The sequence below is a fragment of the Alicyclobacillus sacchari genome (genome assembly GCF_004366795.1).
In the GTDB taxonomy this organism is placed as follows: Bacteria; Bacillota; Bacilli; order Alicyclobacillales; family Alicyclobacillaceae; genus Alicyclobacillus; species Alicyclobacillus sacchari.
The window spans coordinates 116,813-141,792 of sequence record NZ_SORF01000002.1; the positions used below are offsets into that span (position 1 = coordinate 116,813).

Annotated in this window: 24 protein-coding genes, 7 tRNA genes and 1 pseudogene; 24 read left to right on the forward strand and 8 right to left on the reverse strand. The window is 54.6% G+C overall.

All coding sequences use genetic code 11. The features are described 5' to 3' along the window. Positions 1-15 precede the first annotated feature (15 nt). The 11 genes from hfq (at position 16) to C7445_RS02750 (ending at position 3,930) form a co-directional block, all read left to right on the forward strand. Positions 16-276: an RNA chaperone Hfq gene (gene hfq, locus C7445_RS02700; protein WP_134158517.1), complete on the forward strand. Its 261-nt coding sequence runs from the start codon at positions 16-18 to the stop codon at positions 274-276. Between the two features lie 91 nt (positions 277-367). After that, positions 368-443: transfer RNA gene (locus C7445_RS02705), tRNA-Thr, on the forward strand. A 5-nt stretch (positions 444-448) separates the two neighbouring features. After that, a tRNA-Tyr gene (locus C7445_RS02710) sits at positions 449-533 on the forward strand. Positions 534-539: 6 nt separating this feature from the next. After that, positions 540-615: transfer RNA gene (locus C7445_RS02715), tRNA-Trp, on the forward strand. Between the two features lie 10 nt (positions 616-625). Further along, positions 626-701, forward strand: a tRNA-Ala gene (locus C7445_RS02720). A 5-nt stretch (positions 702-706) separates the two neighbouring features. Continuing rightward, a tRNA-Asn gene (locus tag C7445_RS02725) sits at positions 707-781 on the forward strand. Positions 782-793: 12 nt separating this feature from the next. Further along, a tRNA-Thr gene (locus C7445_RS02730) sits at positions 794-869 on the forward strand. Positions 870-873: 4 nt separating this feature from the next. Continuing rightward, a tRNA-Val gene (locus C7445_RS02735) sits at positions 874-946 on the forward strand. A 78-nt stretch (positions 947-1,024) separates the two neighbouring features. After that, positions 1,025-1,813 carry an enoyl-CoA hydratase/isomerase family protein gene (locus C7445_RS02740; protein ID WP_424922982.1) on the forward strand — a complete coding sequence of 263 codons (789 nt, stop codon included), beginning with the start codon at positions 1,025-1,027 and terminating at the stop codon, positions 1,811-1,813. A 276-nt stretch (positions 1,814-2,089) separates the two neighbouring features. Further along, positions 2,090-2,341 carry a hypothetical protein gene (locus tag C7445_RS02745; protein ID WP_134158518.1) on the forward strand — a complete coding sequence of 84 codons (252 nt, stop codon included), beginning with the start codon at positions 2,090-2,092 and terminating at the stop codon, positions 2,339-2,341. 86 nt (positions 2,342-2,427) lie between these two features. Beyond that, positions 2,428-3,930 carry a spore germination protein gene (locus C7445_RS02750; RefSeq protein ID WP_134158519.1) on the forward strand — a complete coding sequence of 501 codons (1,503 nt, stop codon included), beginning with the start codon at positions 2,428-2,430 and terminating at the stop codon, positions 3,928-3,930. A gap of 72 nt (positions 3,931-4,002) precedes the next feature. Here the strand turns inward: C7445_RS02750 and C7445_RS02755 are convergent, their stop codons facing one another. Next, entirely contained in the window at positions 4,003-4,788 is a 786-nt protein-coding gene (locus C7445_RS02755; RefSeq protein WP_243834901.1) for a C40 family peptidase, read from the reverse strand. Between the two features lie 279 nt (positions 4,789-5,067). On the opposite strand from C7445_RS02755, the gene galE reads away from it, so the two are divergent. After that, the gene (gene galE, locus C7445_RS02760) at positions 5,068-6,102 is read left to right on the forward strand and encodes a UDP-glucose 4-epimerase GalE (protein WP_208320824.1); all 1,035 of its coding nucleotides are present in this window, start codon (positions 5,068-5,070) and stop codon (positions 6,100-6,102) included. Between the two features lie 15 nt (positions 6,103-6,117). On the opposite strand, the gene C7445_RS02765 is transcribed toward galE, so the two are convergent. Beyond that, the gene (locus C7445_RS02765; protein WP_243834902.1) at positions 6,118-7,704 is read right to left on the reverse strand and encodes an oligosaccharide flippase family protein; all 1,587 of its coding nucleotides are present in this window, start codon (positions 7,702-7,704) and stop codon (positions 6,118-6,120) included. 236 nt (positions 7,705-7,940) lie between these two features. Here C7445_RS02765 and C7445_RS02770 point away from each other — a divergent pair, with 236 nt between their 5' ends. Together C7445_RS02770 and C7445_RS02775 are read left to right on the forward strand one after the other, a co-directional pair. After that, on the forward strand, positions 7,941-9,425 hold the full coding sequence (locus C7445_RS02770) for a hypothetical protein (RefSeq protein WP_134158521.1): 1,485 nt from the start codon (positions 7,941-7,943) through the stop codon (positions 9,423-9,425). Between the two features lie 152 nt (positions 9,426-9,577). Continuing rightward, a pseudogene (locus tag C7445_RS02775) lies at positions 9,578-10,177 on the forward strand (AAA family ATPase); the annotation flags it as partial. Positions 10,178-10,259: 82 nt separating this feature from the next. Here the strand turns inward: C7445_RS02775 and C7445_RS02780 are convergent. Both C7445_RS02780 and C7445_RS02785 read right to left on the reverse strand, forming a co-directional pair. After that, positions 10,260-10,700, reverse strand: coding sequence for a PTS sugar transporter subunit IIA (locus tag C7445_RS02780; protein WP_134158523.1), 441 nt, complete (start codon positions 10,698-10,700; stop codon positions 10,260-10,262). Positions 10,701-10,766: 66 nt separating this feature from the next. Next, positions 10,767-11,024 carry an HPr family phosphocarrier protein gene (locus C7445_RS02785; protein WP_134158524.1) on the reverse strand — a complete coding sequence of 86 codons (258 nt, stop codon included), beginning with the start codon at positions 11,022-11,024 and terminating at the stop codon, positions 10,767-10,769. A gap of 206 nt (positions 11,025-11,230) precedes the next feature. Here C7445_RS02785 and C7445_RS02790 point away from each other — a divergent pair, with 206 nt between their 5' ends. The 3 genes from C7445_RS02790 to C7445_RS02800 are packed head-to-tail and all read left to right on the forward strand — an operon-like array spanning position 11,231 to position 14,399. Continuing rightward, entirely contained in the window at positions 11,231-12,013 is a 783-nt protein-coding gene (locus tag C7445_RS02790) for a DeoR/GlpR family DNA-binding transcription regulator (protein ID WP_243834903.1), read from the forward strand. 14 nt (positions 12,014-12,027) lie between these two features. After that, on the forward strand, positions 12,028-12,993 hold the full coding sequence (gene pfkB, locus C7445_RS02795; protein WP_134158526.1) for a 1-phosphofructokinase: 966 nt from the start codon (positions 12,028-12,030) through the stop codon (positions 12,991-12,993). A gap of 2 nt (positions 12,994-12,995) precedes the next feature. Further along, positions 12,996-14,399, forward strand: coding sequence for a PTS fructose transporter subunit IIC (locus C7445_RS02800; protein ID WP_134158527.1), 1,404 nt, complete (start codon positions 12,996-12,998; stop codon positions 14,397-14,399). 139 nt (positions 14,400-14,538) lie between these two features. Here the strand turns inward: C7445_RS02800 and C7445_RS02805 are convergent, their stop codons facing one another. Then, positions 14,539-15,612, reverse strand: a complete 1,074-nt coding sequence (locus C7445_RS02805; protein WP_166668960.1) for an NAD(P)H-dependent flavin oxidoreductase — start codon at positions 15,610-15,612, stop codon at positions 14,539-14,541. A gap of 105 nt (positions 15,613-15,717) precedes the next feature. On the opposite strand from C7445_RS02805, the gene C7445_RS02810 reads away from it, so the two are divergent. Beyond that, a complete protein-coding gene (locus tag C7445_RS02810) occupies positions 15,718-15,909 on the forward strand; it encodes a hypothetical protein (RefSeq protein WP_134158529.1) in 192 nt (63 codons plus the stop codon). Then, complete coding sequence (locus C7445_RS02815; protein WP_134158530.1) at positions 15,906-17,567, forward strand: recombinase family protein; 1,662 nt, start codon at positions 15,906-15,908, stop codon at positions 17,565-17,567. The genes C7445_RS02810 and C7445_RS02815 overlap by 4 nt, the downstream gene beginning before the upstream one ends. A 99-nt stretch (positions 17,568-17,666) precedes the next feature. Here C7445_RS02815 and C7445_RS02820 read toward each other — a convergent pair whose 3' ends face one another. Next, complete coding sequence (locus tag C7445_RS02820; protein WP_134158523.1) at positions 17,667-18,107, reverse strand: PTS sugar transporter subunit IIA; 441 nt, start codon at positions 18,105-18,107, stop codon at positions 17,667-17,669. Between the two features lie 66 nt (positions 18,108-18,173). After that, the gene (locus C7445_RS02825) at positions 18,174-18,431 is read right to left on the reverse strand and encodes an HPr family phosphocarrier protein (RefSeq protein ID WP_134158524.1); all 258 of its coding nucleotides are present in this window, start codon (positions 18,429-18,431) and stop codon (positions 18,174-18,176) included. Between the two features lie 206 nt (positions 18,432-18,637). Between C7445_RS02825 and C7445_RS02830 the strand changes: the two genes are divergently transcribed. The 3 genes from C7445_RS02830 to C7445_RS02840 are packed head-to-tail and all read left to right on the forward strand — an operon-like array spanning position 18,638 to position 21,806. Further along, positions 18,638-19,420, forward strand: a complete 783-nt coding sequence (locus C7445_RS02830; protein ID WP_243834903.1) for a DeoR/GlpR family DNA-binding transcription regulator — start codon at positions 18,638-18,640, stop codon at positions 19,418-19,420. A 14-nt stretch (positions 19,421-19,434) separates the two neighbouring features. Continuing rightward, a complete protein-coding gene (pfkB, locus tag C7445_RS02835) occupies positions 19,435-20,400 on the forward strand; it encodes a 1-phosphofructokinase (RefSeq protein WP_134158526.1) in 966 nt (321 codons plus the stop codon). Positions 20,401-20,402: 2 nt separating this feature from the next. Continuing rightward, entirely contained in the window at positions 20,403-21,806 is a 1,404-nt protein-coding gene (locus C7445_RS02840; protein WP_134158527.1) for a PTS fructose transporter subunit IIC, read from the forward strand. Between the two features lie 139 nt (positions 21,807-21,945). Here the strand turns inward: C7445_RS02840 and C7445_RS02845 are convergent, their stop codons facing one another. Further along, positions 21,946-23,019, reverse strand: coding sequence for an NAD(P)H-dependent flavin oxidoreductase (locus tag C7445_RS02845; protein ID WP_166668960.1), 1,074 nt, complete (start codon positions 23,017-23,019; stop codon positions 21,946-21,948). 105 nt (positions 23,020-23,124) lie between these two features. Between C7445_RS02845 and C7445_RS02850 the strand changes: the two genes are divergently transcribed. Next, positions 23,125-23,316 (forward strand): hypothetical protein, encoded by a 192-nt coding sequence (locus C7445_RS02850; protein ID WP_134158529.1) that lies wholly within the window; start codon positions 23,125-23,127, stop codon positions 23,314-23,316. Then, entirely contained in the window at positions 23,313-24,974 is a 1,662-nt protein-coding gene (locus tag C7445_RS02855) for a recombinase family protein (RefSeq protein WP_134158530.1), read from the forward strand. Before C7445_RS02850 ends, C7445_RS02855 begins: the two co-directional genes overlap by 4 nt. Positions 24,975-24,980: the final 6 nt, after the last annotated feature.

Sequence of the window (24,980 nt, forward strand, 5' to 3'; positions counted from 1 at the left end):
GAGTGTGAACGAACAATGTCCAAAACCCCGCTGAATATTCAAGATACATTTTTGAATCAGGTTCGCAAAGACCGCATTCCGGTCATTGTGTATCTCGTCAACGGCTTTCAAATCCGTGGCGTTGTGCGCGCATTCGACAATTTTACCATTGTTGTGGAGGCGGACGGCAAGCAGCAGATGATTTACAAACATGCCATCTCGACGTTCATTCCGATGCGCCAAGTTACCTTGACGCAATCAGAAAATACTGGCGATGGTGATGCGGGACATGCTTGATGCCTCATGCGGCACGAACGTGAATTCTTTGTCGACGGGATAGTTGACAAAGGAGACCTTCGTGTGTTAATTTAATACCTGTCGCCACGGTGCCAGCGTAGCTCAGTAGGTAGAGCAACTGACTTGTAATCAGTAGGTCGCGGGTTCGATTCCTGTCGCTGGCTCCAGTTTTGGAGGGATACCAAAGTGGCCAAATGGGGCGGACTGTAAATCCGTTGCGGAATGCTTCGAAGGTTCGAATCCTTCTCCCTCCACCAATTCATAGGGGCGTAGTTCAGCTGGTAGAACGGCGGTCTCCAAAACCGCATGTCGTGGGTTCGAATCCTGCCGCCCCTGCCAAGTTTCATTTGGGGGTATAGCTCAGCTGGGAGAGCACCTGCCTTGCAAGCAGGGGGTCGTCGGTTCGAATCCGTCTACCTCCACCAAATGTTCCTCGATAGCTCAGCGGTAGAGCATCCGGCTGTTAACCGGAGGGTCGTAGGTTCGAATCCTACTCGGGGAGCCATTTTTATGTATTGCTCCCATAGCTCAGTTGGCAGAGCGCATCCATGGTAAGGATGAGGTCACCAGTTCAAGCCTGGTTGGGAGCTCCACAACGGGCGTTTAGCTCAGTTGGGAGAGCATCTGCCTTACAAGCAGAGGGTCGGCGGTTCGAGCCCGTCAACGCCCATCATATGGAATTCGGGAAAACCTCTTGTCGAACAAGGGGTTTTTTGTTTTGCTAAGCTGGAATCAAGGAGGGATGCAAGTGAATCCGCTTATCGTCGAAACGCAGGATGGCGTTCGTACACTGACGCTCAACAGGCCTGAGCGTCTAAATGCCATCAATGATCAATTGAGTTCCGAGTTGATCCAGGCATTGGAGGAGGCGTCCGTTGACGATCAAGTCCGTGTCGCCGTCATTACGGGCAGTGGACGCGGCTTTTGCGCTGGTCTTGACCTTGTGGATTTTTCACAGACCCATTCATCCGCTACTTCCCGGTACAATCAATTGGATGAATTGGGCTGGGTGGGTCGTCAAGCGTTGGCGATCGCGCACTGTGATAAACCCGTCATCGCCGCGATCAACGGGATTGCAGCCGGTGCAGGACTGGCGCTATCACTCGCTTGTGACATACGGTTCATGTCAGCGAGTGCAAAGGTAACAACGGGGTATATCCGGCGTGGTCTTAGCCCTGACGCGGGAATGACTTATTTTCTACCGCGGTTGGTCGGACAAGCAAAGGCTGCCGAATGGATCTTAACGGGGCGGGACATCTACCCTGAGGAAGCAGAGCGAACTGGATTGGTGAACAGGATGTTTCCCGATGCAGAGTTTTACGATCAGGTTATGAAATTTGCTGGGGAACTGGCGTCCGGACCGCCGATTGCGATGACGCTTTCGAAAAGATTGCTGGTTGCCAGCCAAGATGCGGATCTGACGACCATCCTAAAACAAGAGTACGCTTTCATTAAGCAATGCTTTGGTACCAAAGATGTTCAGGAAGGGGTTCAAGCTTTTGTTGAGAAAAGAGAGCCTGTCTTCCGAGGAGAATAAAGACACATCTGAATTGAGCAACGATCTAGGAGAAGCGAGTGCCGCCTGTCGGTTCTAGTGCGTAAGCATCAAGCCAGCTTCAGATGATGATGGACCTCCCCGTTCTTGTACAAACAAGCAACGAGGGAGGTTTTTACATGTCCGGTCTGGGTTCATATTGGACAATACCTGCACATGATGTGGCATGGACGGTTGTTGGGTGTGGCTATTTGTGTATACCGCAGTGGGAATTGCGTGCATATAATCCGCTATGTCGCAGTGTTTGGAGGGAACATTGTGGTTCAACCACCGCAAACGCAGCAATCCTGGATACGCGCAGAAGAATCCGCGAGGCATGGAGTCTTCGTATTTTTAATCCTTCTGACCTTGGCCAACCTCGATATCATGGCGCGCGCGACGCGGAAGGAACAAGAGAATGCGACAAGAGAGTGGGTTGCGTGGGGCGTGGTATTCGTGCTCCTAGCGTTTTTTATCATCGTTCCGGAACAAGAACAGATACAGGCTAGGGCGGGGACGCCTGGTCGCTGAGCCAGGCGCCCTGGATCACATACATAAAATGTCCTTCGAAATGGCATGGATAAGACTTGAGAACGCCATTTGGAGGAATATGTGATATGCAGCAGTATGTCGAACCGGCTCCGACGCAACCAGTCAGCCGAAATCTGCAGGATAACGTCAATTATGTGAATCAGTTGCTTGGTATCGGTACAACATGGGACATTATGGCAAAGCCCTTCCGTTACGGCAAGCTGAACATGATGTCGTATGTGACAAACGGATTTTTCCTGACGATGAACGTGGTCCTGATCCTTGACAGTTTTCATAAATGCGTCGAAGAGTTTGAACGACAGCACCAGGGCGAGGATTACACCATCGAAGACCTGGTTTTTTACTTGAATACGCACATCGATTTCGTGCAGGTTCAGGTGATTGACCAGATGTCGGACGCGGTGCGATTCATTCTATCCGGTCCCCTCGTCACCTTTATTGATGGTTACGACAAGGTGTTGAACATCGATACCCGCGTCTATCCGATGCGCGGAATTGCGCCGCCGATGATCGAGCGCGTCGTGCGCGGAAACCACGACGGATTCACGGAAACGATGCTTATGAACACGACGCTCATCCGACGTCGTTTGCGCGATCCAAGGCTGCGCAATGAGCTATATCAAGTGGGTGACAGGGGACAGACGGACGTCAGTTTAATGTATATCAAGGATGTTGCGGACGAAGATACGGTGGCCTCCATACGCGAGCTCATCCGTGGCGTCAAGACGGGCGGCATGATGATGGGAGAGCAGCAGTTGGTCGATTTGATTGGCAAGGTCAAATGGAACCCGTATCCGATTGTTCGCTACACGGAGCGTCCAGACGTCGCAGCGACCGCACTCCTTGAGGGGCAAGTGTGCATTGTGGTCGACGCGACCGCGGAAGTCATCATCGCGCCTACGACGTTCTTTCAACACATTCAGCACCCTCAGGAATATCATTCTTTCCCGCTCGTAGGTACCTATTTGCGTTGGGTCATCGCGATTGCTGTCTTTATGAGTATTTTTTTGCCAGGTGCGTTTTTGCTGGCAAACCAGCATCCAGGTGTGTTGCCGCATTGGGCACTGTTCTTTATGGCGACTCGAAACGATCCAATGCCACTATGGGCGGAGTTGTTACTCGCAGAATTCGCTTTAGACGTTTTACGCTTTGCCGTCCTGAATACACCAGTGACCATGTCATCGGCTATTGGTATCGTATCGGCGTTGTTGTTTGGGCAATTTGCAACCACGATCCATCTATTGCAACCGGAAGTCTTGGTGTATATGGGTTTTGTCATGATCTCGCAGTATGCGACAACGTCGTTTGAACTGGCGTCAGCCAACCAGTTGTCAAGGCTGTGGATCATGTTGTGGACGGCGGCACTCAATTGGGGCGGATTTATCATTGGTACCGCTACGTGGTTAGGGCTGCTTCTGTTCACGAAGTCGTTCGGGAAGCCATACTTGTGGCCTTTGATTCCATTCCGCTGGAAAAATGGTATGCGCGATCTGGTCGTCAGGTGGCCCAGTCAGGATCTGGGTGGCGTTCCCGAAATCCTTAAACGCAAGCGCGGGCGTGTGAAATAAATCAGAACGGCGGGACTTCACATAACGGCGGGGTTTCGTACAGCCCCGCCGTTTTCCGGATATGAAGGAACCTTAAAACATTCGTTTGACGGCCGACAAATGGTTGTACCAATACGATCCGGGGGCCACGCTGAGATAGCCAACTTTCGCAAGCCCGCCACCACATTGAATCATTTGGCCGTTGCCAATGTAAATGCCGACGTGCCCACCATCGTTAAAGCACAACAGGTCGCCTGGCTGCATGTCAGAAATCGGAACTGGTGTGCCAACGGACTGATACTGCTTGATAGATGATGTCGTAAACGAATAGCCGAGGGCGTGATGGTACACATACTCTGCGAAGTTTGAGCAGTCAAATCCATATTGCCCGCGATCTTCGTTGTGATCCAGCCTGTATGGTGTGCCTAACTTGCTTTGTGCAACTTGCAGAATAGCAGCAAATTTCGCGGAGTTTGAGGCGGTGACGGGCGCAATCGGCGTGATCGAGGGGTCGAGCGTCACGCCAGGTGGCAGAGTGAAAATCACTTGGTTTACGGATTTTGTGTAGTAGGACGTCGTGGTGATATATCCTGTTTTGCCATCGGGCGCCTGTACGTGATACCAATAGCGATTGCCGCCAGTCAAAAGTTTCAATTCAGTGCCTACAGGTTCCAGCTGAATGCGGCCAGAATAGAGCTTTGGCTGTCGAATGATATAAGCACTATGCAGAACTTGCACAGCGGGTTGTGTGATGTTTTGCGCACTAGCGGTGGAAGTGCTTCCACCCCCCGCGGACGTGCTTGCCATAGCCACGGAAGTTCCCAGCGACAGAGCTGCACATGCGGCGACAATGGATGCGGATACGGCTTTAAGTTTCATGCAAAGTGCCTCCCTTAATCCTTGGCTGGTATCGATGGATGCCAAATGGAAACCCAATCATCCATCCCATTCCTTCTACGGATCTCTAGCATTCATGTTGGGATTCTAAGATCCGATTTCCTTTACGATCATAGCATGCGTATAACTTTCATGGGATATATAAATGGTAGAATGAGAGGGAATGTGAGGATCATTTTCCTCTGCGTCGTTTCCGTGAACTTTGGGGTCGGCCGCGCCGCGATGGTGATGTTCCGCAGAGAATTCGGTATAGTGGTCATGATGGACATTTTGGAGGTGGCATGTTTGATACTGGTAACTGGAGCAGCTGGATATATCGGATCGCATACATGCGTTTCGCTGTTGGAGGCAGGGTTCGATATCGTCGCGATCGACAATTTTGCCAACAGCAAGCCCGAGGCACTTTCGCGCGTGCAGGAGATTACCGGTAAGACGTTTTCGATACATAGTGTGGACATGCTTGATGCGAAGGCTTTGGATGCCGTCTTCGCCGAGGAAAACATGGAAGCGGTCATTCATTTTGCAGGACTCAAGGCAGTTGGCGAATCGGTTGCACAGCCGCTGCGCTACTATGAAAACAACCTCGTCAGCACCATCAATCTGTGCAAGTCGATGAAAAAGCACCACGTGAACAAGATTGTCTTCAGTTCGTCGGCGACTGTATATGGTGCGCAAGAACAAGTTCCGCTGCGCGAGGATATGCCAATTGCGCCAGTCAATCCGTACGGGCAGACGAAGGCGATGATCGAACAAATATTGCGTGATATAGCTGTGGCGGACGATCAATTTGGTGCCGCGCTGCTCCGGTATTTCAACCCCGTGGGTGCACATGGGAGCGGCCGGATCGGGGAGGATCCACAAGGAATTCCGAACAATCTGGTGCCGTATGTCGCGCAGGTAGCTGTGGGCAAACGCGCAGAATTGACCGTCCATGGCGGCGATTACGACACGCCGGATGGGACCGGCATTCGCGATTACATCCATGTGATGGACTTGGCAGAGGGTCACGTAAAAGCCTTGTCTTGGGTGCTGAACCACACCGGTGCGGAGGCGTTCAATCTCGGCACCGGAAAGGGCTCAAGCGTTCTTGAAGTTGTTCACGCGTTTGAGCAGGCTTCCGGCGTACGCATTCCTTATCACATCGGTCCTCGCCGGCCGGGCGACGCGGCGCGCAGTTTTGCGGATCCAAGCAAGGCGCAGCAGGTACTCGGTTGGCGCGCCACGAAGACACTGGACGACATGTGTGCCGACACATGGAAGTGGCAGAAGCAGAACCCCAACGGCTACGGCGAATGACTGCCCAGATGGGATTCAGGTGAGGAAAGGCATGCGCCCCATGGCATGTGCCAGCAAAGGCCCGATAAACGGGATCTTCACCAATTGCTCCGGGCGTGCGATCCGCAAGTATACCGCGACGATTAAGTATACGAGGATACCGATAATCCCGGAGCAAACGACCTGCAACCACGGCGTGGCCAATCGAAACGCGTGCTGCACTTCGTGGATCGGAATGGACGCCGCGGCTGCAGCAATCAGCATTTTCCCGATGTTCGTAAAGTTGATCCACAATGCCACGTAGCGGCGTACGCACAGGATGCTGAGCATGCAGCTGACGATCCCGCTGATCGCCACGGCGGTCGCCACACCATAAATGCCATCGTGTGCAATGGCGACAAAGTAGTAGATGCCGGCGATCCGGATTGCACTTGTAACTACAGAGATGAAGGTCGAGACGACAGCTTTGTTCAGCCCTTGCAGAACCGCTGAGAGCGGGTCGAGCACGTACAAGAACGCACAAGTCGGTGCTACATATGCGAGAAGCTCACCAGCGAGCCGATCGCGATAAATCGTGAGTGCAGCGTCGTGCCCGGCGAGCATGAAGAACATCATCGCTGGAAATGCGATGAACGCCGTGGCTTGCACGGCTTGGTTGAGGCGGCGCGTCACCAAGCGTCCATCCCGCAATGCGGCGGCTTCGGACACGGCGGGTATGACAACGGACGAAATGGCGGACGAGAGCACAGTCGGCAAGAACAAGAGTTCCATCGCCATTGCGAAGGCTCCGTACAAGGTCGTCGCGGAGGTTTTGGCGATGCCAGAGGCGGCAAAAGCGGCGTACATGACGGCCGGCTCTGCTGCGAATGCGACAATTCCAATGACATTCGTCATGGTTGTCGGCGCTGCAACTGCAGCGAGATCGCGGACGACGCCGCCTGCCTGTGCCGCGCTTGCCGATTGCCGCGCCATACCCTCGGGAGAGAGTGCATGTCGATCGCGGCGTATGTATTTCCAGAGCATGAACAGGTAACCGGCCGTTTCGCCAAGACCTGCCCCAATCATGATCGCCAGCGCCCCATAGGCAATTCCGTAATGATTCAACCAAATGACGAGCGGGATCGTCGCGGCGGTGCGAACGGCCGTTTCGACGACCCATGCGGCAGCTGGCGGGGTCTGATTTTGAATCCCCATGTAATACCCAGCCATCACGGAAGATAAACAAACGACCGGGATCCGAAACATTGCGCCAATGAACGCCGGGATTGCGCGCGCATCGAGCCAGTGGCGCCCGATGTCGGGCGCGATCGCCAAGGCGGCAATGCAAACGCCGGTCGATAGGATGAGCACTGTGGCGTTCGCGATTCGCCACGCTTTTCGGGCTTTCCCATAACGGCCGAGCGCCAGGTTCTCTGCGATCACCTTCGAGAGAGCGGGCGGGAGGGCGAACGTTGAGATCGTTAAAAGAAAAAAGAACAGCGGGTTAATCGTCTGAAACAGCCCAAAACCTTGAGCCCCTAACTGGCGGGCGATCACAATCTGAATGGTCATTGCCATCGCCTTGGTTGCAACGCCTGCTGCGGCCATCACGACGGCGCCTTGAAGAAACGACTGTTTTGGCATGGCTATCCCTTCAATCGCTCAAGATTGCATAGATAAGGTATGTCCAAAGGTGCGGACACAGACCACAAGAACCAACTTTGGTTGCGGGACAGCCGAATCGGTGTTAGCAAATCGTCACATAACCAGGTTCTTGAAATGAATTTGAAGCAGATATTTTAGTTTACCCAGTAGATAACCAGACAGGCGCTGCCCAAACGGGTGGCCTTTATTTTGGGAGATTTACTGGGGGGAGTCTTATGCAGCAGACGAAGTGGACGGTGGCTGCCTTGAGTCTTGGTATGCTGTTTGCCGTCACGGGCTGTGCGTCGGATTCGGCGGATCGCGCTGGGGAGGCTGACGTTCAGCCAAAGGTCAGCACGGTGTCAGATGTTGCAAACAGTACGACTGCCACTGGCGATGAAACGAATTCGACCGCCGCTTCGCAGCAAGATGGAGCTGCGGCGGCTTCGTCCGTTAAGCAGCCTGTCCTATACAACACACACCTCGCGCCTAAGGTATACGGCATGCGCAAATTCCCGTATCCATACGAGGCAATGTTGGCCATCTCCTCGGATGCGGACAGCGAAACGTTGCGCAAGTTCAATTTGGTCCATGAGTTTATCAACACGACGCAGATGACGCCGCTTGGCCGGGGACTAGGTCTCGACTTTGCGGATTCATTTTTTATGTACAACGGAAACAACGAACCAGGTTACGTCGACATCGATCAAGAGCCGATGTCAGACGAACTGTCCTACTTCAAAGGTGTGTCGGACGAGCCCTATGCCGCAAGTGTCATCAATCATTACATTCACGTCGGCTGGATCGATACCATGCACACGTACGGCGATTTCAGCAGGGTCAATCCGCACCAGACCTTGTTCACGCGCCAACTGGCCAAACAGGCCATTCAGGCGTTGAAGGCAAACGGCGATGCCATTACCGTGTGGACGGATCACGGCAATAAATCGAACGTGGATAATTTCGGGGACTATGGTAAGTCTCCGTTTTACTCGTACCAACAAGGGGCAAATCCGTGGTCCAAGTATTACCATACGGATTTGACCATTCCATATGGCATTCGATTTGTATGGCCGGACTCGTCGAGTGACGAGTTTGGTATGAAGTCGATGATCTACCCGTTGATGTTGCCAGATGGGCAGCGAGTGTGGGGGTTTTGGCGGTATACCAACGAAGGTTATACGAAGAAGGGCGATCCGGAGTGGAACTGGACCCCATTCAATCTTGCCGAGCAATTGACGCCCGCACACTTTGCGCAAATTGAACGAGAGCATGAGTACTCCATTGTGGCACAGCACCTATCGGGAACGAACTATCCGGGCGTATTGCCGACAAGCGCTGTCGACGCCTTGCGTCTATTGGCGGCGCAATATCATGAAGGAAAAATTCTGGTTACGCGTACCAGCCGGTTGTTGACCTACAATGTAACCCAGCAGTATGTCTGGTATGACGTTACGTATGGGCAAGGAAAAGCCTATATTCACATTCGTGCGATTCTTGATCCGGTGTTTGGGAGGCATGTACCGACGACGAACGAGATTCGCGGCTTGACATTTTATACCTCCAATCCGGCCGCAACGGTGCTGGAGATTGGAAACACGCCGATACCTGCGCAGTTGATCCAGGACAATCATAGTGATGGCGTACATCCTAGTGTCGCCATCAAGTGGTGGCCTGTGGATACGACCAATTATGCGGAAACGGCACCAGGCGTGAAATAACGCGATTCGCCTTGAAAAAGGCTCTCGCAGGCAGTCAACCGCCTTCGGGAGCCTTTTACCGTATGGGCGATCACCCATCTTTCACTTCGCGCATAGGTTGTCGAAGCGGTGACCACAATCATCACAACGACGGAATGCGAGGTGGTCCTTACATGAGATTGACAAATGGCAATCGGCCACAGCCTCCCAATTGGAAGTCGGCACACGGCGTGATCGAACAGTATGAACGCGGGCAAATCGCGTTGTCGGAAGCGTTGCAACAGCTCACTGGGGAACCTGTTCCACCACAAGGCGGCCGCGAGCCGGCTATCGAGAAAGAAAGGTTACAGTCACTGCTCGCAGAGTTGGACGAATTGATCGGTCTCGATGAGGTCAAACGCGTGGTCCGTGAAATCTTCGCCTTCGTTTACATTCAACAGATGCGTATACGGCAACATTTGAAGGCAGAGCCGGTAGTGCTTCATATGGTGTTCTTTGGAAACCCAGGTACAGGGAAGACCACCGTTGCTCGCATACTGGCGCGCTTGTTTCACGAATGTGGGCTGCTGTCGGAAGGACATCTGGTCGAGGTCGAACGAGCCGACCTCGTCGGTGAATACATCGGTCATACCGCACAGAAGACGCGTGAGTTGATCAAAAAGGCGCTTGGTGGCGTTCTGTTTATCGACGAGGCGTACTCGTTGGCGCGGGGCGGGGAGAAGGATTTTGGTCGTGAGGCAATCGACTGTCTGGTTAAGACGATGGATGAAATTTCGCGTTCCAGTAGTTACACATGTGCGGTATGAAGACCGCGAGTGATTCGCATATTCACTGGCGGTCTTTTCAACCATGCTTTTATTGAAGTTCTGCGTTGACGTATTGAACCAATGCCTCTGTACTGGCGATGGATTTGATTTGTTGAACAAAATCGTCGTGCATCAACTTGCGGGCTAGCTTGGACAAGATCTTCAGGTGTTCGGTCGCCGCGTCTGCCGGTACGAGAATGACAAACAACGTATCGACTGGATTTCCATCAAGACTGTTCCAGTCAACGGGATTTGCCAAACGTGCAAATAATAATGTCGGCTCTTTGACCTGGTCTGATTTGCCGTGCGGAATGGCAATCCCTTTGCCAAAGCCGGTTGTGCCCTCTTGTTCGCGATCCAACACGGCTTGGACGACGGCACTGATATCCTTAATTCGCCCCGTGTCGGCTGCCAAGGCTACCACTTTGCGAATGGTATCCTCCTGGCTGTCAGTTGTCACATGGAAAAGTACATGTTGTGAATCTAGCATGCAGTTTCATCCCTTTTTTCAGATTGATGTCCAACAAGGTTCTGAATCGGATCTTTCGAAAGAAAACTATTGCGCCGACGCTAGGATGGAGGTCAAGGCGCGTACGGCCTCCTCTTCATCTTGCCCATCTGCCTGAACGACGACCTGTGTGCCTTTCGCAACGGCAAGGCTCAGAATCCCAAGTATGCTTTTGCCATCCACCGTTTTGTCCCCGACCTGTAAGGAAATTTTCGAAGAGAAGCGCTGTGCCGCGCTGACGAACTCCGAAGCTGGGCGCGCGTGTAAGCCGGACTCCAACTGTACAATGACACTCTGTTCTTTCACCGTGCAAGTCACCCTCGTTTCATCTGGTCATTCTGTGCTTGATTGCGCTGTGATAGCGGCATGTGTCGATTTTTGAGGATAAAGCGTTTTCAGCAACTTCAACAAACAATTGACACCATCGAATTCTACACCATATAATGAGCACATTCAATAGAAGATGAGCAAAGACATTCATTATTGGTGATTGATTATGATTGAAAATGGGGGTGAATCGTTTGTTCGCCGATGAGCGAAAGGCTCAAATTGCCACGTATGTGCAAACCCATAAAAGCGCTACCGTGTCGATGCTGGCACAGATGTTAGCCACGTCGGAATCGACCATTCGCCGGGACTTGCAGGAGCTCGAGGAACATGGGCAACTTCGTCGCACGCATGGCGGTGCGATTGCCGTCGAAGTCGCGTCTTTCGAACCGACCTGGCAGGAGAAACATGTGCGGCACGCGGAGGAAAAGGCGCGCATCGCGCGCTGTGCCGTAAAGCGAATTGCACCTGGGCAGACGGTTCTGCTCGACGGCGGCACGACGACCTATCAAATCGCAAAACAGTTGTCTGTTGACGGTGTAACCGTTATCACCAACAGCGTCGATATTGCTTCCGAGCTGACCGCAAAGGCTGGCGTGCACCTTGTCGTTCTCGGCGGCGAATTTCGCAACACCACCGGCGCGCTGGTCGGCCCGTTCACTGAACAAATGCTGTCTGGCGTGCATGTCGATATTGCCTTCCTTGGGGCGAACGGTGTGGATCCGACTGGCATTACGACACCCAATACCCTCGAGGCAGCGACCAAGCGCGCGATGGTGGCATGTGCACAGACCGTGTGTGTGGTGGCGGATCGCAGCAAGTTTGGTCAGGTCAGCTTTGTCCGAATCTGCGAATGGAAGGACGTCGATGTTCTTTACAGCGACGCTCCCCTCGACGATCCGGAGCTGGCTGGCGCTTTACAGAGAAACGACGTCATCTACGCCTATGATGCGCAGGACGGCGAGTGATAAGGGAGACAGCTATGAGTGACAGAACATTCACCCGGGTGGAACCTGATGTTCCTGTATTGACCGTGACCATCAATCCAGCGATTGACGTGTTCATTCACGTTGATTCGCTCGCGCCAGGAACGCTTCATCGCGTGTCGGCACCGATCCAGCAGGTAGGCGGCAAGGGTATTAACGTATCCCGCACGCTACATGCCTTAGGTCAGGCGAGCATGAGCCTCGGATTCGTCGGTGGCGCGCGCGGGGAGTGGTTGGAATCGCAGCTTGCTACGATAGCAACAGATTTTACGCACATCCGTGCACAAACGCGCATGAATGTGAAAGTGATCGAAAGGGACGGTCACTTGACTGAGTTTAACAGTCCGGCCCCCGCCATCGAAGACGGCGAGTGGCAGTTGTTTCGTGAGACTCTGCAACGGCATCTACCGCATGCGAAATGGTTGGCGCTGTGTGGGAACGTACCAGATACCGTCGATCCGGCTTTTTATCGCGACGCGATTCGCCTTGCCGCGGAATACGGCGTGCGCTGCGTCCTTGACGCCAGTGGCGAGGCTTTGCGCTTGGGCGTTACGGCAAAGCCATTTTTGGTCAAGCCGAATCTCGTCGAACTCGCGGAATTGACAGGTCACGAGGTGATTGAGCCAGAGGATGCGATGGACGGTGCGATGCAGCTGGTGCGAACCGGGATTGCACTTGTTGTCGTGTCGATGGGCGGGGACGGCTTGATTGCTGCGACCGCCAAGGAACAGTGGATTGCGCGTGTACCGAGCGTGCGGGTCGTATCATCCGTCGGTGCGGGCGACGCTGTGGTAGCTGGACTTTTATACGGTTTATCCCAATATTCGTCGCTTCGCGATGCCGTTCGGTTTGCGGCTGCAGTGGGAACGGCAAAGGTCACTTGCGAGGGAACGAGCAATCCTTCGCGCGATGAGATCGATCATATCTTCCGCGACGTCGAAGTCGCGGCTTGGAGGGGCTAAACATGCCAAAAATCGTCGCCATAACCGCTTGCCCGACAGGCATTGCGCACACGTTCATGGCGCAGGAAGCGCTGCTGCAGGCGGGTAAGAAGAACAACGTCGAGGTGCGGGTGGAGACACAAGGCGCAAGCGGATCGGAAGACACGCTGACGGCCGCTGAAATCGCGGCGGCGGATGCCGTGATCATTGCGGCGGACAAGAAGGTGGAGCTGGACAGGTTTGTTGGCAAACGCATGTTGCAAACGTCCGTTTCGGCCGCCATTAAAGAACCCGAAACGCTGCTCGCCCAGGCTTTGGATGCACCGATTTATGGCGATGCAACACAGGCCTATATGGACGATATCGCCGCGCAAAAGGCGGCGAAGAATCAAGGTACCCCAGCCGTTTACCGTCATTTGATGAACGGGGTATCAAGTATGTTGCCACTTGTCATCGCCGGCGGCATCTACATCGCACTGTCCACGGCCATCGACATCAATGGCAAAGCTTCGCTGGCGGTGGCGTTTGACAACATTGGCGGCGGCTCCGCATTCAAGCTGTTTGTACCCATTCTCGCCGCATTTATCGCACAATCGATTGGCGATCGCGCCGCATTTGCATCCGGTTTGGTCGGCGGGTGGATCGGTACACAAGGCTTGATGTACAACGCCGGGCCAAACGCCAGTGCGGGCTATCTTGGCGGCATCATTGCGGGCTTTTTGGCTGGTTATGTGACGGTTGGAATTCGCAAATGGATTCGTGTTCCGCGGACTTTTGAGGGCATCAAAACGGTACTCATCACGCCCGTGCTGTCAGTCGGTATCGTGGGCCTGTTGATGATTTACGTATTAGGTCACCCCATCGCAGCCTTGATGAGCGCCATCTCCAACGGCTTGACGCACATTGGTGCCAGCGGATCGATCGGACTGGGATTGTTACTCGGTTTGATGATGGCGTTTGACATGGGAGGTCCGTTCAATAAAGTGGCATACTTCTTTGCCGTAGGATTGCTTGGGACACACACGGTCGAATCGCAGATGATCATGGCTGCCGTGATGGGAGCCGGTATGGTACCGCCTTTGGCCATGGCTCTCTCGACGTTGATCGCTAAGCACAAATACGCGCAGGAAGAACGCGATGCTGGCAAAGCGGCCATCATTCTCGGCGCATGCTTCATCACCGAAGGCGCCATTCCGTTCGCCACGAAGGATCCGCTTCGCGTCATCCCGTCCATCATGATCGGTTCAGCTGTGACGGGTGCTTTGGCCATGTTGTTCCACGTGACCAATCCTGCTCCACATGGCGGTGTTTTTGTCTTCCCGCTGATTGGCCATTGGTATCTGTTCATCTTGGCTATTTTGATTGGCGTCGTGGTCGCGGGTTTGCTCGTAACGGCTCTGAAACGTCCGGTCGAGCACGCGGCGTAAGGCAAACGGTGCCAGGGCAACGTTGCCAAACGAAGCACTACATGAACATGACAAACATCCCCGCGCTGGGCTCTGACGGGGATGTTTTGCTGTGTATGGGCCGTGTTCCTGCTTTGACGGATCATGATGGCTCCATTGGCTACAGGTTAGAAAGTGATCGAAGCACTTGTTGTGCCTCTTGCATGACGTCGACGATGATCTCTGCGACCGAACGATCCGTCGCGAGACGCAACCCTTGTCCTGCCCACATTGACATGTAATCGGTCATGCCGAGATCTGCGGCGCGTTTGCGGATGTCTTGAGTCAGGTAGTGTTGCATCGGATAGGGTGCAATCGTTGTATTCTGGGTGGATAATGCTTCCATGAACCGTGTGCGGATACCTCGCGCTGGCTTACCGGAGTATGCCCTTGTCATCTGGGTGTCCGTTTCCACTCCTTCTTTGACACGCTTTTGGTACAGAGGATGGGCACCGCTCTCTGGTGACGCGAGAAACGCCGTTCCCATCTGCACGCCTGCCGCGCCGAGCGCGAGCGCCGCTGCCAAACCGCGGCCGTCCATGATGCCGCCTGCGGCGATGACGGGGATCGATATCGCATCGGCCACTTGTGGAATCAACGCGAAGGTCCCGATCAAGGGTTGTTCGGCATAAGGGAGAAATGTGCCGCGATGGCCGCCGGCTTCCGCACCTTGCACGACGACGGCGCTTGCCCCTGCGCGTTCAATCTCGATAGCTTCCTCTACCGTGGTGGCCGTGCCGATGGTCGCGATCCCCTGCTTACTGCACGCATCCATCACCGCAGGTGTGGGTATCCCGAATGTAAAGCTGAACACGGGCACCGCCTCGTCGAAGACCACTTCCATCTGCTCTTCAAAACTCGGGGGTTCCGGTACAGCTTCGGGCAACGGGTCCAGGCCAAGCCGATGGCGAATTGGATTGAGGATTTCGCGAAGCGGGGTCAAATCGGGGACATGCGGCGCGTTGTCCTGTGGAATGAAGAGGTTGACGGCGAACGGTCTGTCCGTGCGTGATTTCACCTGTCGAATTTGCGTCTGCAAGGCGTTGGGCGACAAATACCCTCCCCCAATCGTACCAAGCGCGCCGCTGTTTGCCGCGGCGGCCACCATCTCCGGCGTCGTGACACCGGCCATACCGGCTTGGACGATGGGCAAGGAGATACCTACACGCTGCGTAAAAGTCGTCTGCACGTTCATGCCACCTCCGAAATCTGCGCTGTATCAAGTATACGGTTTTACACACGGCGATTGGAAAGTTGGAAAAGCAGACGGTCATAGGCTCCACCGAGGAGCGTGAGGCGTATGCGGAAGGACCTCCACCGTTTGCAAGTGATTGTGCACGGGAGTGGCAATGGCAAGTCCTTGTCAGATGTGCTCTGGGACTTGTCAGGAGTCATTGCGGACGTGGCGCAAAAAGCGGATACGAAATATGGCAAAGCCATACCACGCACGTGCGACGAGAACTGTGATGAAACGGCTGGTGACGAGCCATGATCCGTCTTCGCATCGACAAGTCCTTCACGAATCCGTTTCAGGCAGACGACGTGAAACAGCTGCAGATGGGCATCAAGGCCATCATCTACGCTCGCGTTTCAACGCACGGGCAGGCGCGCGACGGCTATTCGCTCGAGTCACAGGTCGAGATGTGCGCCGCGTTGGCAAAAGAGCAACTCGGTGTGGCGGACGATGAACTGATTGCCGTGATCGAAGCTGGCGACAAAGGCGACGATCCCAATCGTCCAGCGCTCAATTTCGCCTTGTGGCTGGTCGACAAGGGCATCGGTCGTACGTTCATTTGTTTGCACCCGGACCGGTTTGCTCGTGCACTTCACTTACAACTCGTGGTCGCCGACAAAGTGTGGAGCGCCGGGTACGATCTACACTTCGTCGAAACGGACGAAGTCGATCCGAATAACCCAGAGTCGATGTTGTTGTTCAACCTGCAAGGTGCCATCGCACAGTACAACAAAGCAAAGATTCTTGCAAACTCCAAACGCGGCCGTCGGCAGAAGGTGAAGAACGGGAAGATCCCAGGGCTAAGGCGGATTTACGGCTATACATTCGATAAAGAAGCTGACACTTTGCGAGAGAATCCTAATGAGAAGGCTGTTTACCTGATGATGGTGGATTGGCTGCTCAACGGGAAAGATGGCGTGGACATGAGCCTATCCGCGATCGCGCGGGAGCTGTCGTTGCTTTCTGTGCCAGCTCCGGATGGAGAGGTATGGTATCAGGCGACGGTCAGCCGGATCCTGAAAAACCCGGTCTACACGGGTAGGTTTTATTACGGCAAGACGGAGTACAAGCAAAACAAAGGGCGGGTCGAAATCGTCAAGCGCCCTACATCTGAATGGCAAGTGGTAGAGGTTCCGTCCTTTATTGATGAAGATACGTATGCGGCGATGCAGGCGAAACTACGCAAGCTTCTGCACGCGCATCGCGGTCCGGTACCGCAAGCGCCGTGTCTACTCAAAGGCAAAGTGCGCTGTGGACGCTGTGGCAGTGCGGTGGTCATGGGTGCGCCATCGCGCAGTAAGACGACCGGCGAAGTCATGCATCGGTACTATGTGTGCAGCGGGAAAACTCGCAAGGTCTACGAGGTCGGGACAGGACGAGAGGTGCATCGCTGCCGCGGGCGCAACTGGCGGCAGGACGTGATCGACCAGTATGTTTGGCGCTATGTGATTCAGGTCATGCACGAGGCGGACGACGTGTTGCAAGAGATTTTGGCCGCAAGGGGCGATGACGACAAGTGGGACGCGCGTTACAGGGAACGCGAGTTGGTGGCCGCGTCGCTGCGCGAGAAGCACGAGGAACGCCGTCGCTGGATTCAATTGCGGGTGCGCGGGAGAATATCGGACATGGAATTGGACAGAGCGTTGCCGCCTCTCGAACAGGATATCCAGTGCCTGGAGAACCGTCTTGCCGATATCGACAGCGCCATTGCCCGCTTGCAGCAGATGCGGCAAACATCGCGCAATGCAGCAACCATCCTCGCAAATGTCAAGCGCTACCTGCTGAATGAACTGACAGACAAAGAGCGCCGGGCGGTGATCTACCGGCTGATTGAACGGGTAATCTTACATGACGACACGATTGAGATCATCACAGCATGGGACTGCCCCGGGACTATTGTTTTTCAACCATCGTGAAGACGATGGATGAAATTTCGCGTTCCAGTAGTTACACATGTGCGGTATGAAGACCGCGAGTGATTCGCATATTCACTGGCGGTCTTTTCAACCATGCTTTTATTGAAGTTCTGCGTTGACGTATTGAACCAATGCCTCTGTACTGGCGATGGATTTGATTTGTTGAACAAAATCGTCGTGCATCAACTTGCGGGCTAGCTTGGACAAGATCTTCAGGTGTTCGGTCGCCGCGTCTGCCGGTACGAGAATGACAAACAACGTATCGACTGGATTTCCATCAAGACTGTTCCAGTCAACGGGATTTGCCAAACGTGCAAATAATAATGTCGGCTCTTTGACCTGGTCTGATTTGCCGTGCGGAATGGCAATCCCTTTGCCAAAGCCGGTTGTGCCCTCTTGTTCGCGATCCAACACGGCTTGGACGACGGCACTGATATCCTTAATTCGCCCCGTGTCGGCTGCCAAGGCTACCACTTTGCGAATGGTATCCTCCTGGCTGTCAGTTGTCACATGGAAAAGTACATGTTGTGAATCTAGCATGCAGTTTCATCCCTTTTTTCAGATTGATGTCCAACAAGGTTCTGAATCGGATCTTTCGAAAGAAAACTATTGCGCCGACGCTAGGATGGAGGTCAAGGCGCGTACGGCCTCCTCTTCATCTTGCCCATCTGCCTGAACGACGACCTGTGTGCCTTTCGCAACGGCAAGGCTCAGAATCCCAAGTATGCTTTTGCCATCCACCGTTTTGTCCCCGACCTGTAAGGAAATTTTCGAAGAGAAGCGCTGTGCCGCGCTGACGAACTCCGAAGCTGGGCGCGCGTGTAAGCCGGACTCCAACTGTACAATGACACTCTGTTCTTTCACCGTGCAAGTCACCCTCGTTTCATCTGGTCATTCTGTGCTTGATTGCGCTGTGATAGCGGCATGTGTCGATTTTTGAGGATAAAGCGTTTTCAGCAACTTCAACAAACAATTGACACCATCGAATTCTACACCATATAATGAGCACATTCAATAGAAGATGAGCAAAGACATTCATTATTGGTGATTGATTATGATTGAAAATGGGGGTGAATCGTTTGTTCGCCGATGAGCGAAAGGCTCAAATTGCCACGTATGTGCAAACCCATAAAAGCGCTACCGTGTCGATGCTGGCACAGATGTTAGCCACGTCGGAATCGACCATTCGCCGGGACTTGCAGGAGCTCGAGGAACATGGGCAACTTCGTCGCACGCATGGCGGTGCGATTGCCGTCGAAGTCGCGTCTTTCGAACCGACCTGGCAGGAGAAACATGTGCGGCACGCGGAGGAAAAGGCGCGCATCGCGCGCTGTGCCGTAAAGCGAATTGCACCTGGGCAGACGGTTCTGCTCGACGGCGGCACGACGACCTATCAAATCGCAAAACAGTTGTCTGTTGACGGTGTAACCGTTATCACCAACAGCGTCGATATTGCTTCCGAGCTGACCGCAAAGGCTGGCGTGCACCTTGTCGTTCTCGGCGGCGAATTTCGCAACACCACCGGCGCGCTGGTCGGCCCGTTCACTGAACAAATGCTGTCTGGCGTGCATGTCGATATTGCCTTCCTTGGGGCGAACGGTGTGGATCCGACTGGCATTACGACACCCAATACCCTCGAGGCAGCGACCAAGCGCGCGATGGTGGCATGTGCACAGACCGTGTGTGTGGTGGCGGATCGCAGCAAGTTTGGTCAGGTCAGCTTTGTCCGAATCTGCGAATGGAAGGACGTCGATGTTCTTTACAGCGACGCTCCCCTCGACGATCCGGAGCTGGCTGGCGCTTTACAGAGAAACGACGTCATCTACGCCTATGATGCGCAGGACGGCGAGTGATAAGGGAGACAGCTATGAGTGACAGAACATTCACCCGGGTGGAACCTGATGTTCCTGTATTGACCGTGACCATCAATCCAGCGATTGACGTGTTCATTCACGTTGATTCGCTCGCGCCAGGAACGCTTCATCGCGTGTCGGCACCGATCCAGCAGGTAGGCGGCAAGGGTATTAACGTATCCCGCACGCTACATGCCTTAGGTCAGGCGAGCATGAGCCTCGGATTCGTCGGTGGCGCGCGCGGGGAGTGGTTGGAATCGCAGCTTGCTACGATAGCAACAGATTTTACGCACATCCGTGCACAAACGCGCATGAATGTGAAAGTGATCGAAAGGGACGGTCACTTGACTGAGTTTAACAGTCCGGCCCCCGCCATCGAAGACGGCGAGTGGCAGTTGTTTCGTGAGACTCTGCAACGGCATCTACCGCATGCGAAATGGTTGGCGCTGTGTGGGAACGTACCAGATACCGTCGATCCGGCTTTTTATCGCGACGCGATTCGCCTTGCCGCGGAATACGGCGTGCGCTGCGTCCTTGACGCCAGTGGCGAGGCTTTGCGCTTGGGCGTTACGGCAAAGCCATTTTTGGTCAAGCCGAATCTCGTCGAACTCGCGGAATTGACAGGTCACGAGGTGATTGAGCCAGAGGATGCGATGGACGGTGCGATGCAGCTGGTGCGAACCGGGATTGCACTTGTTGTCGTGTCGATGGGCGGGGACGGCTTGATTGCTGCGACCGCCAAGGAACAGTGGATTGCGCGTGTACCGAGCGTGCGGGTCGTATCATCCGTCGGTGCGGGCGACGCTGTGGTAGCTGGACTTTTATACGGTTTATCCCAATATTCGTCGCTTCGCGATGCCGTTCGGTTTGCGGCTGCAGTGGGAACGGCAAAGGTCACTTGCGAGGGAACGAGCAATCCTTCGCGCGATGAGATCGATCATATCTTCCGCGACGTCGAAGTCGCGGCTTGGAGGGGCTAAACATGCCAAAAATCGTCGCCATAACCGCTTGCCCGACAGGCATTGCGCACACGTTCATGGCGCAGGAAGCGCTGCTGCAGGCGGGTAAGAAGAACAACGTCGAGGTGCGGGTGGAGACACAAGGCGCAAGCGGATCGGAAGACACGCTGACGGCCGCTGAAATCGCGGCGGCGGATGCCGTGATCATTGCGGCGGACAAGAAGGTGGAGCTGGACAGGTTTGTTGGCAAACGCATGTTGCAAACGTCCGTTTCGGCCGCCATTAAAGAACCCGAAACGCTGCTCGCCCAGGCTTTGGATGCACCGATTTATGGCGATGCAACACAGGCCTATATGGACGATATCGCCGCGCAAAAGGCGGCGAAGAATCAAGGTACCCCAGCCGTTTACCGTCATTTGATGAACGGGGTATCAAGTATGTTGCCACTTGTCATCGCCGGCGGCATCTACATCGCACTGTCCACGGCCATCGACATCAATGGCAAAGCTTCGCTGGCGGTGGCGTTTGACAACATTGGCGGCGGCTCCGCATTCAAGCTGTTTGTACCCATTCTCGCCGCATTTATCGCACAATCGATTGGCGATCGCGCCGCATTTGCATCCGGTTTGGTCGGCGGGTGGATCGGTACACAAGGCTTGATGTACAACGCCGGGCCAAACGCCAGTGCGGGCTATCTTGGCGGCATCATTGCGGGCTTTTTGGCTGGTTATGTGACGGTTGGAATTCGCAAATGGATTCGTGTTCCGCGGACTTTTGAGGGCATCAAAACGGTACTCATCACGCCCGTGCTGTCAGTCGGTATCGTGGGCCTGTTGATGATTTACGTATTAGGTCACCCCATCGCAGCCTTGATGAGCGCCATCTCCAACGGCTTGACGCACATTGGTGCCAGCGGATCGATCGGACTGGGATTGTTACTCGGTTTGATGATGGCGTTTGACATGGGAGGTCCGTTCAATAAAGTGGCATACTTCTTTGCCGTAGGATTGCTTGGGACACACACGGTCGAATCGCAGATGATCATGGCTGCCGTGATGGGAGCCGGTATGGTACCGCCTTTGGCCATGGCTCTCTCGACGTTGATCGCTAAGCACAAATACGCGCAGGAAGAACGCGATGCTGGCAAAGCGGCCATCATTCTCGGCGCATGCTTCATCACCGAAGGCGCCATTCCGTTCGCCACGAAGGATCCGCTTCGCGTCATCCCGTCCATCATGATCGGTTCAGCTGTGACGGGTGCTTTGGCCATGTTGTTCCACGTGACCAATCCTGCTCCACATGGCGGTGTTTTTGTCTTCCCGCTGATTGGCCATTGGTATCTGTTCATCTTGGCTATTTTGATTGGCGTCGTGGTCGCGGGTTTGCTCGTAACGGCTCTGAAACGTCCGGTCGAGCACGCGGCGTAAGGCAAACGGTGCCAGGGCAACGTTGCCAAACGAAGCACTACATGAACATGACAAACATCCCCGCGCTGGGCTCTGACGGGGATGTTTTGCTGTGTATGGGCCGTGTTCCTGCTTTGACGGATCATGATGGCTCCATTGGCTACAGGTTAGAAAGTGATCGAAGCACTTGTTGTGCCTCTTGCATGACGTCGACGATGATCTCTGCGACCGAACGATCCGTCGCGAGACGCAACCCTTGTCCTGCCCACATTGACATGTAATCGGTCATGCCGAGATCTGCGGCGCGTTTGCGGATGTCTTGAGTCAGGTAGTGTTGCATCGGATAGGGTGCAATCGTTGTATTCTGGGTGGATAATGCTTCCATGAACCGTGTGCGGATACCTCGCGCTGGCTTACCGGAGTATGCCCTTGTCATCTGGGTGTCCGTTTCCACTCCTTCTTTGACACGCTTTTGGTACAGAGGATGGGCACCGCTCTCTGGTGACGCGAGAAACGCCGTTCCCATCTGCACGCCTGCCGCGCCGAGCGCGAGCGCCGCTGCCAAACCGCGGCCGTCCATGATGCCGCCTGCGGCGATGACGGGGATCGATATCGCATCGGCCACTTGTGGAATCAACGCGAAGGTCCCGATCAAGGGTTGTTCGGCATAAGGGAGAAATGTGCCGCGATGGCCGCCGGCTTCCGCACCTTGCACGACGACGGCGCTTGCCCCTGCGCGTTCAATCTCGATAGCTTCCTCTACCGTGGTGGCCGTGCCGATGGTCGCGATCCCCTGCTTACTGCACGCATCCATCACCGCAGGTGTGGGTATCCCGAATGTAAAGCTGAACACGGGCACCGCCTCGTCGAAGACCACTTCCATCTGCTCTTCAAAACTCGGGGGTTCCGGTACAGCTTCGGGCAACGGGTCCAGGCCAAGCCGATGGCGAATTGGATTGAGGATTTCGCGAAGCGGGGTCAAATCGGGGACATGCGGCGCGTTGTCCTGTGGAATGAAGAGGTTGACGGCGAACGGTCTGTCCGTGCGTGATTTCACCTGTCGAATTTGCGTCTGCAAGGCGTTGGGCGACAAATACCCTCCCCCAATCGTACCAAGCGCGCCGCTGTTTGCCGCGGCGGCCACCATCTCCGGCGTCGTGACACCGGCCATACCGGCTTGGACGATGGGCAAGGAGATACCTACACGCTGCGTAAAAGTCGTCTGCACGTTCATGCCACCTCCGAAATCTGCGCTGTATCAAGTATACGGTTTTACACACGGCGATTGGAAAGTTGGAAAAGCAGACGGTCATAGGCTCCACCGAGGAGCGTGAGGCGTATGCGGAAGGACCTCCACCGTTTGCAAGTGATTGTGCACGGGAGTGGCAATGGCAAGTCCTTGTCAGATGTGCTCTGGGACTTGTCAGGAGTCATTGCGGACGTGGCGCAAAAAGCGGATACGAAATATGGCAAAGCCATACCACGCACGTGCGACGAGAACTGTGATGAAACGGCTGGTGACGAGCCATGATCCGTCTTCGCATCGACAAGTCCTTCACGAATCCGTTTCAGGCAGACGACGTGAAACAGCTGCAGATGGGCATCAAGGCCATCATCTACGCTCGCGTTTCAACGCACGGGCAGGCGCGCGACGGCTATTCGCTCGAGTCACAGGTCGAGATGTGCGCCGCGTTGGCAAAAGAGCAACTCGGTGTGGCGGACGATGAACTGATTGCCGTGATCGAAGCTGGCGACAAAGGCGACGATCCCAATCGTCCAGCGCTCAATTTCGCCTTGTGGCTGGTCGACAAGGGCATCGGTCGTACGTTCATTTGTTTGCACCCGGACCGGTTTGCTCGTGCACTTCACTTACAACTCGTGGTCGCCGACAAAGTGTGGAGCGCCGGGTACGATCTACACTTCGTCGAAACGGACGAAGTCGATCCGAATAACCCAGAGTCGATGTTGTTGTTCAACCTGCAAGGTGCCATCGCACAGTACAACAAAGCAAAGATTCTTGCAAACTCCAAACGCGGCCGTCGGCAGAAGGTGAAGAACGGGAAGATCCCAGGGCTAAGGCGGATTTACGGCTATACATTCGATAAAGAAGCTGACACTTTGCGAGAGAATCCTAATGAGAAGGCTGTTTACCTGATGATGGTGGATTGGCTGCTCAACGGGAAAGATGGCGTGGACATGAGCCTATCCGCGATCGCGCGGGAGCTGTCGTTGCTTTCTGTGCCAGCTCCGGATGGAGAGGTATGGTATCAGGCGACGGTCAGCCGGATCCTGAAAAACCCGGTCTACACGGGTAGGTTTTATTACGGCAAGACGGAGTACAAGCAAAACAAAGGGCGGGTCGAAATCGTCAAGCGCCCTACATCTGAATGGCAAGTGGTAGAGGTTCCGTCCTTTATTGATGAAGATACGTATGCGGCGATGCAGGCGAAACTACGCAAGCTTCTGCACGCGCATCGCGGTCCGGTACCGCAAGCGCCGTGTCTACTCAAAGGCAAAGTGCGCTGTGGACGCTGTGGCAGTGCGGTGGTCATGGGTGCGCCATCGCGCAGTAAGACGACCGGCGAAGTCATGCATCGGTACTATGTGTGCAGCGGGAAAACTCGCAAGGTCTACGAGGTCGGGACAGGACGAGAGGTGCATCGCTGCCGCGGGCGCAACTGGCGGCAGGACGTGATCGACCAGTATGTTTGGCGCTATGTGATTCAGGTCATGCACGAGGCGGACGACGTGTTGCAAGAGATTTTGGCCGCAAGGGGCGATGACGACAAGTGGGACGCGCGTTACAGGGAACGCGAGTTGGTGGCCGCGTCGCTGCGCGAGAAGCACGAGGAACGCCGTCGCTGGATTCAATTGCGGGTGCGCGGGAGAATATCGGACATGGAATTGGACAGAGCGTTGCCGCCTCTCGAACAGGATATCCAGTGCCTGGAGAACCGTCTTGCCGATATCGACAGCGCCATTGCCCGCTTGCAGCAGATGCGGCAAACATCGCGCAATGCAGCAACCATCCTCGCAAATGTCAAGCGCTACCTGCTGAATGAACTGACAGACAAAGAGCGCCGGGCGGTGATCTACCGGCTGATTGAACGGGTAATCTTACATGACGACACGATTGAGATCATCACAGCATGGGACTGCCCCGGGACTATTGTTTTTCAACCATCGTGAAGGGGG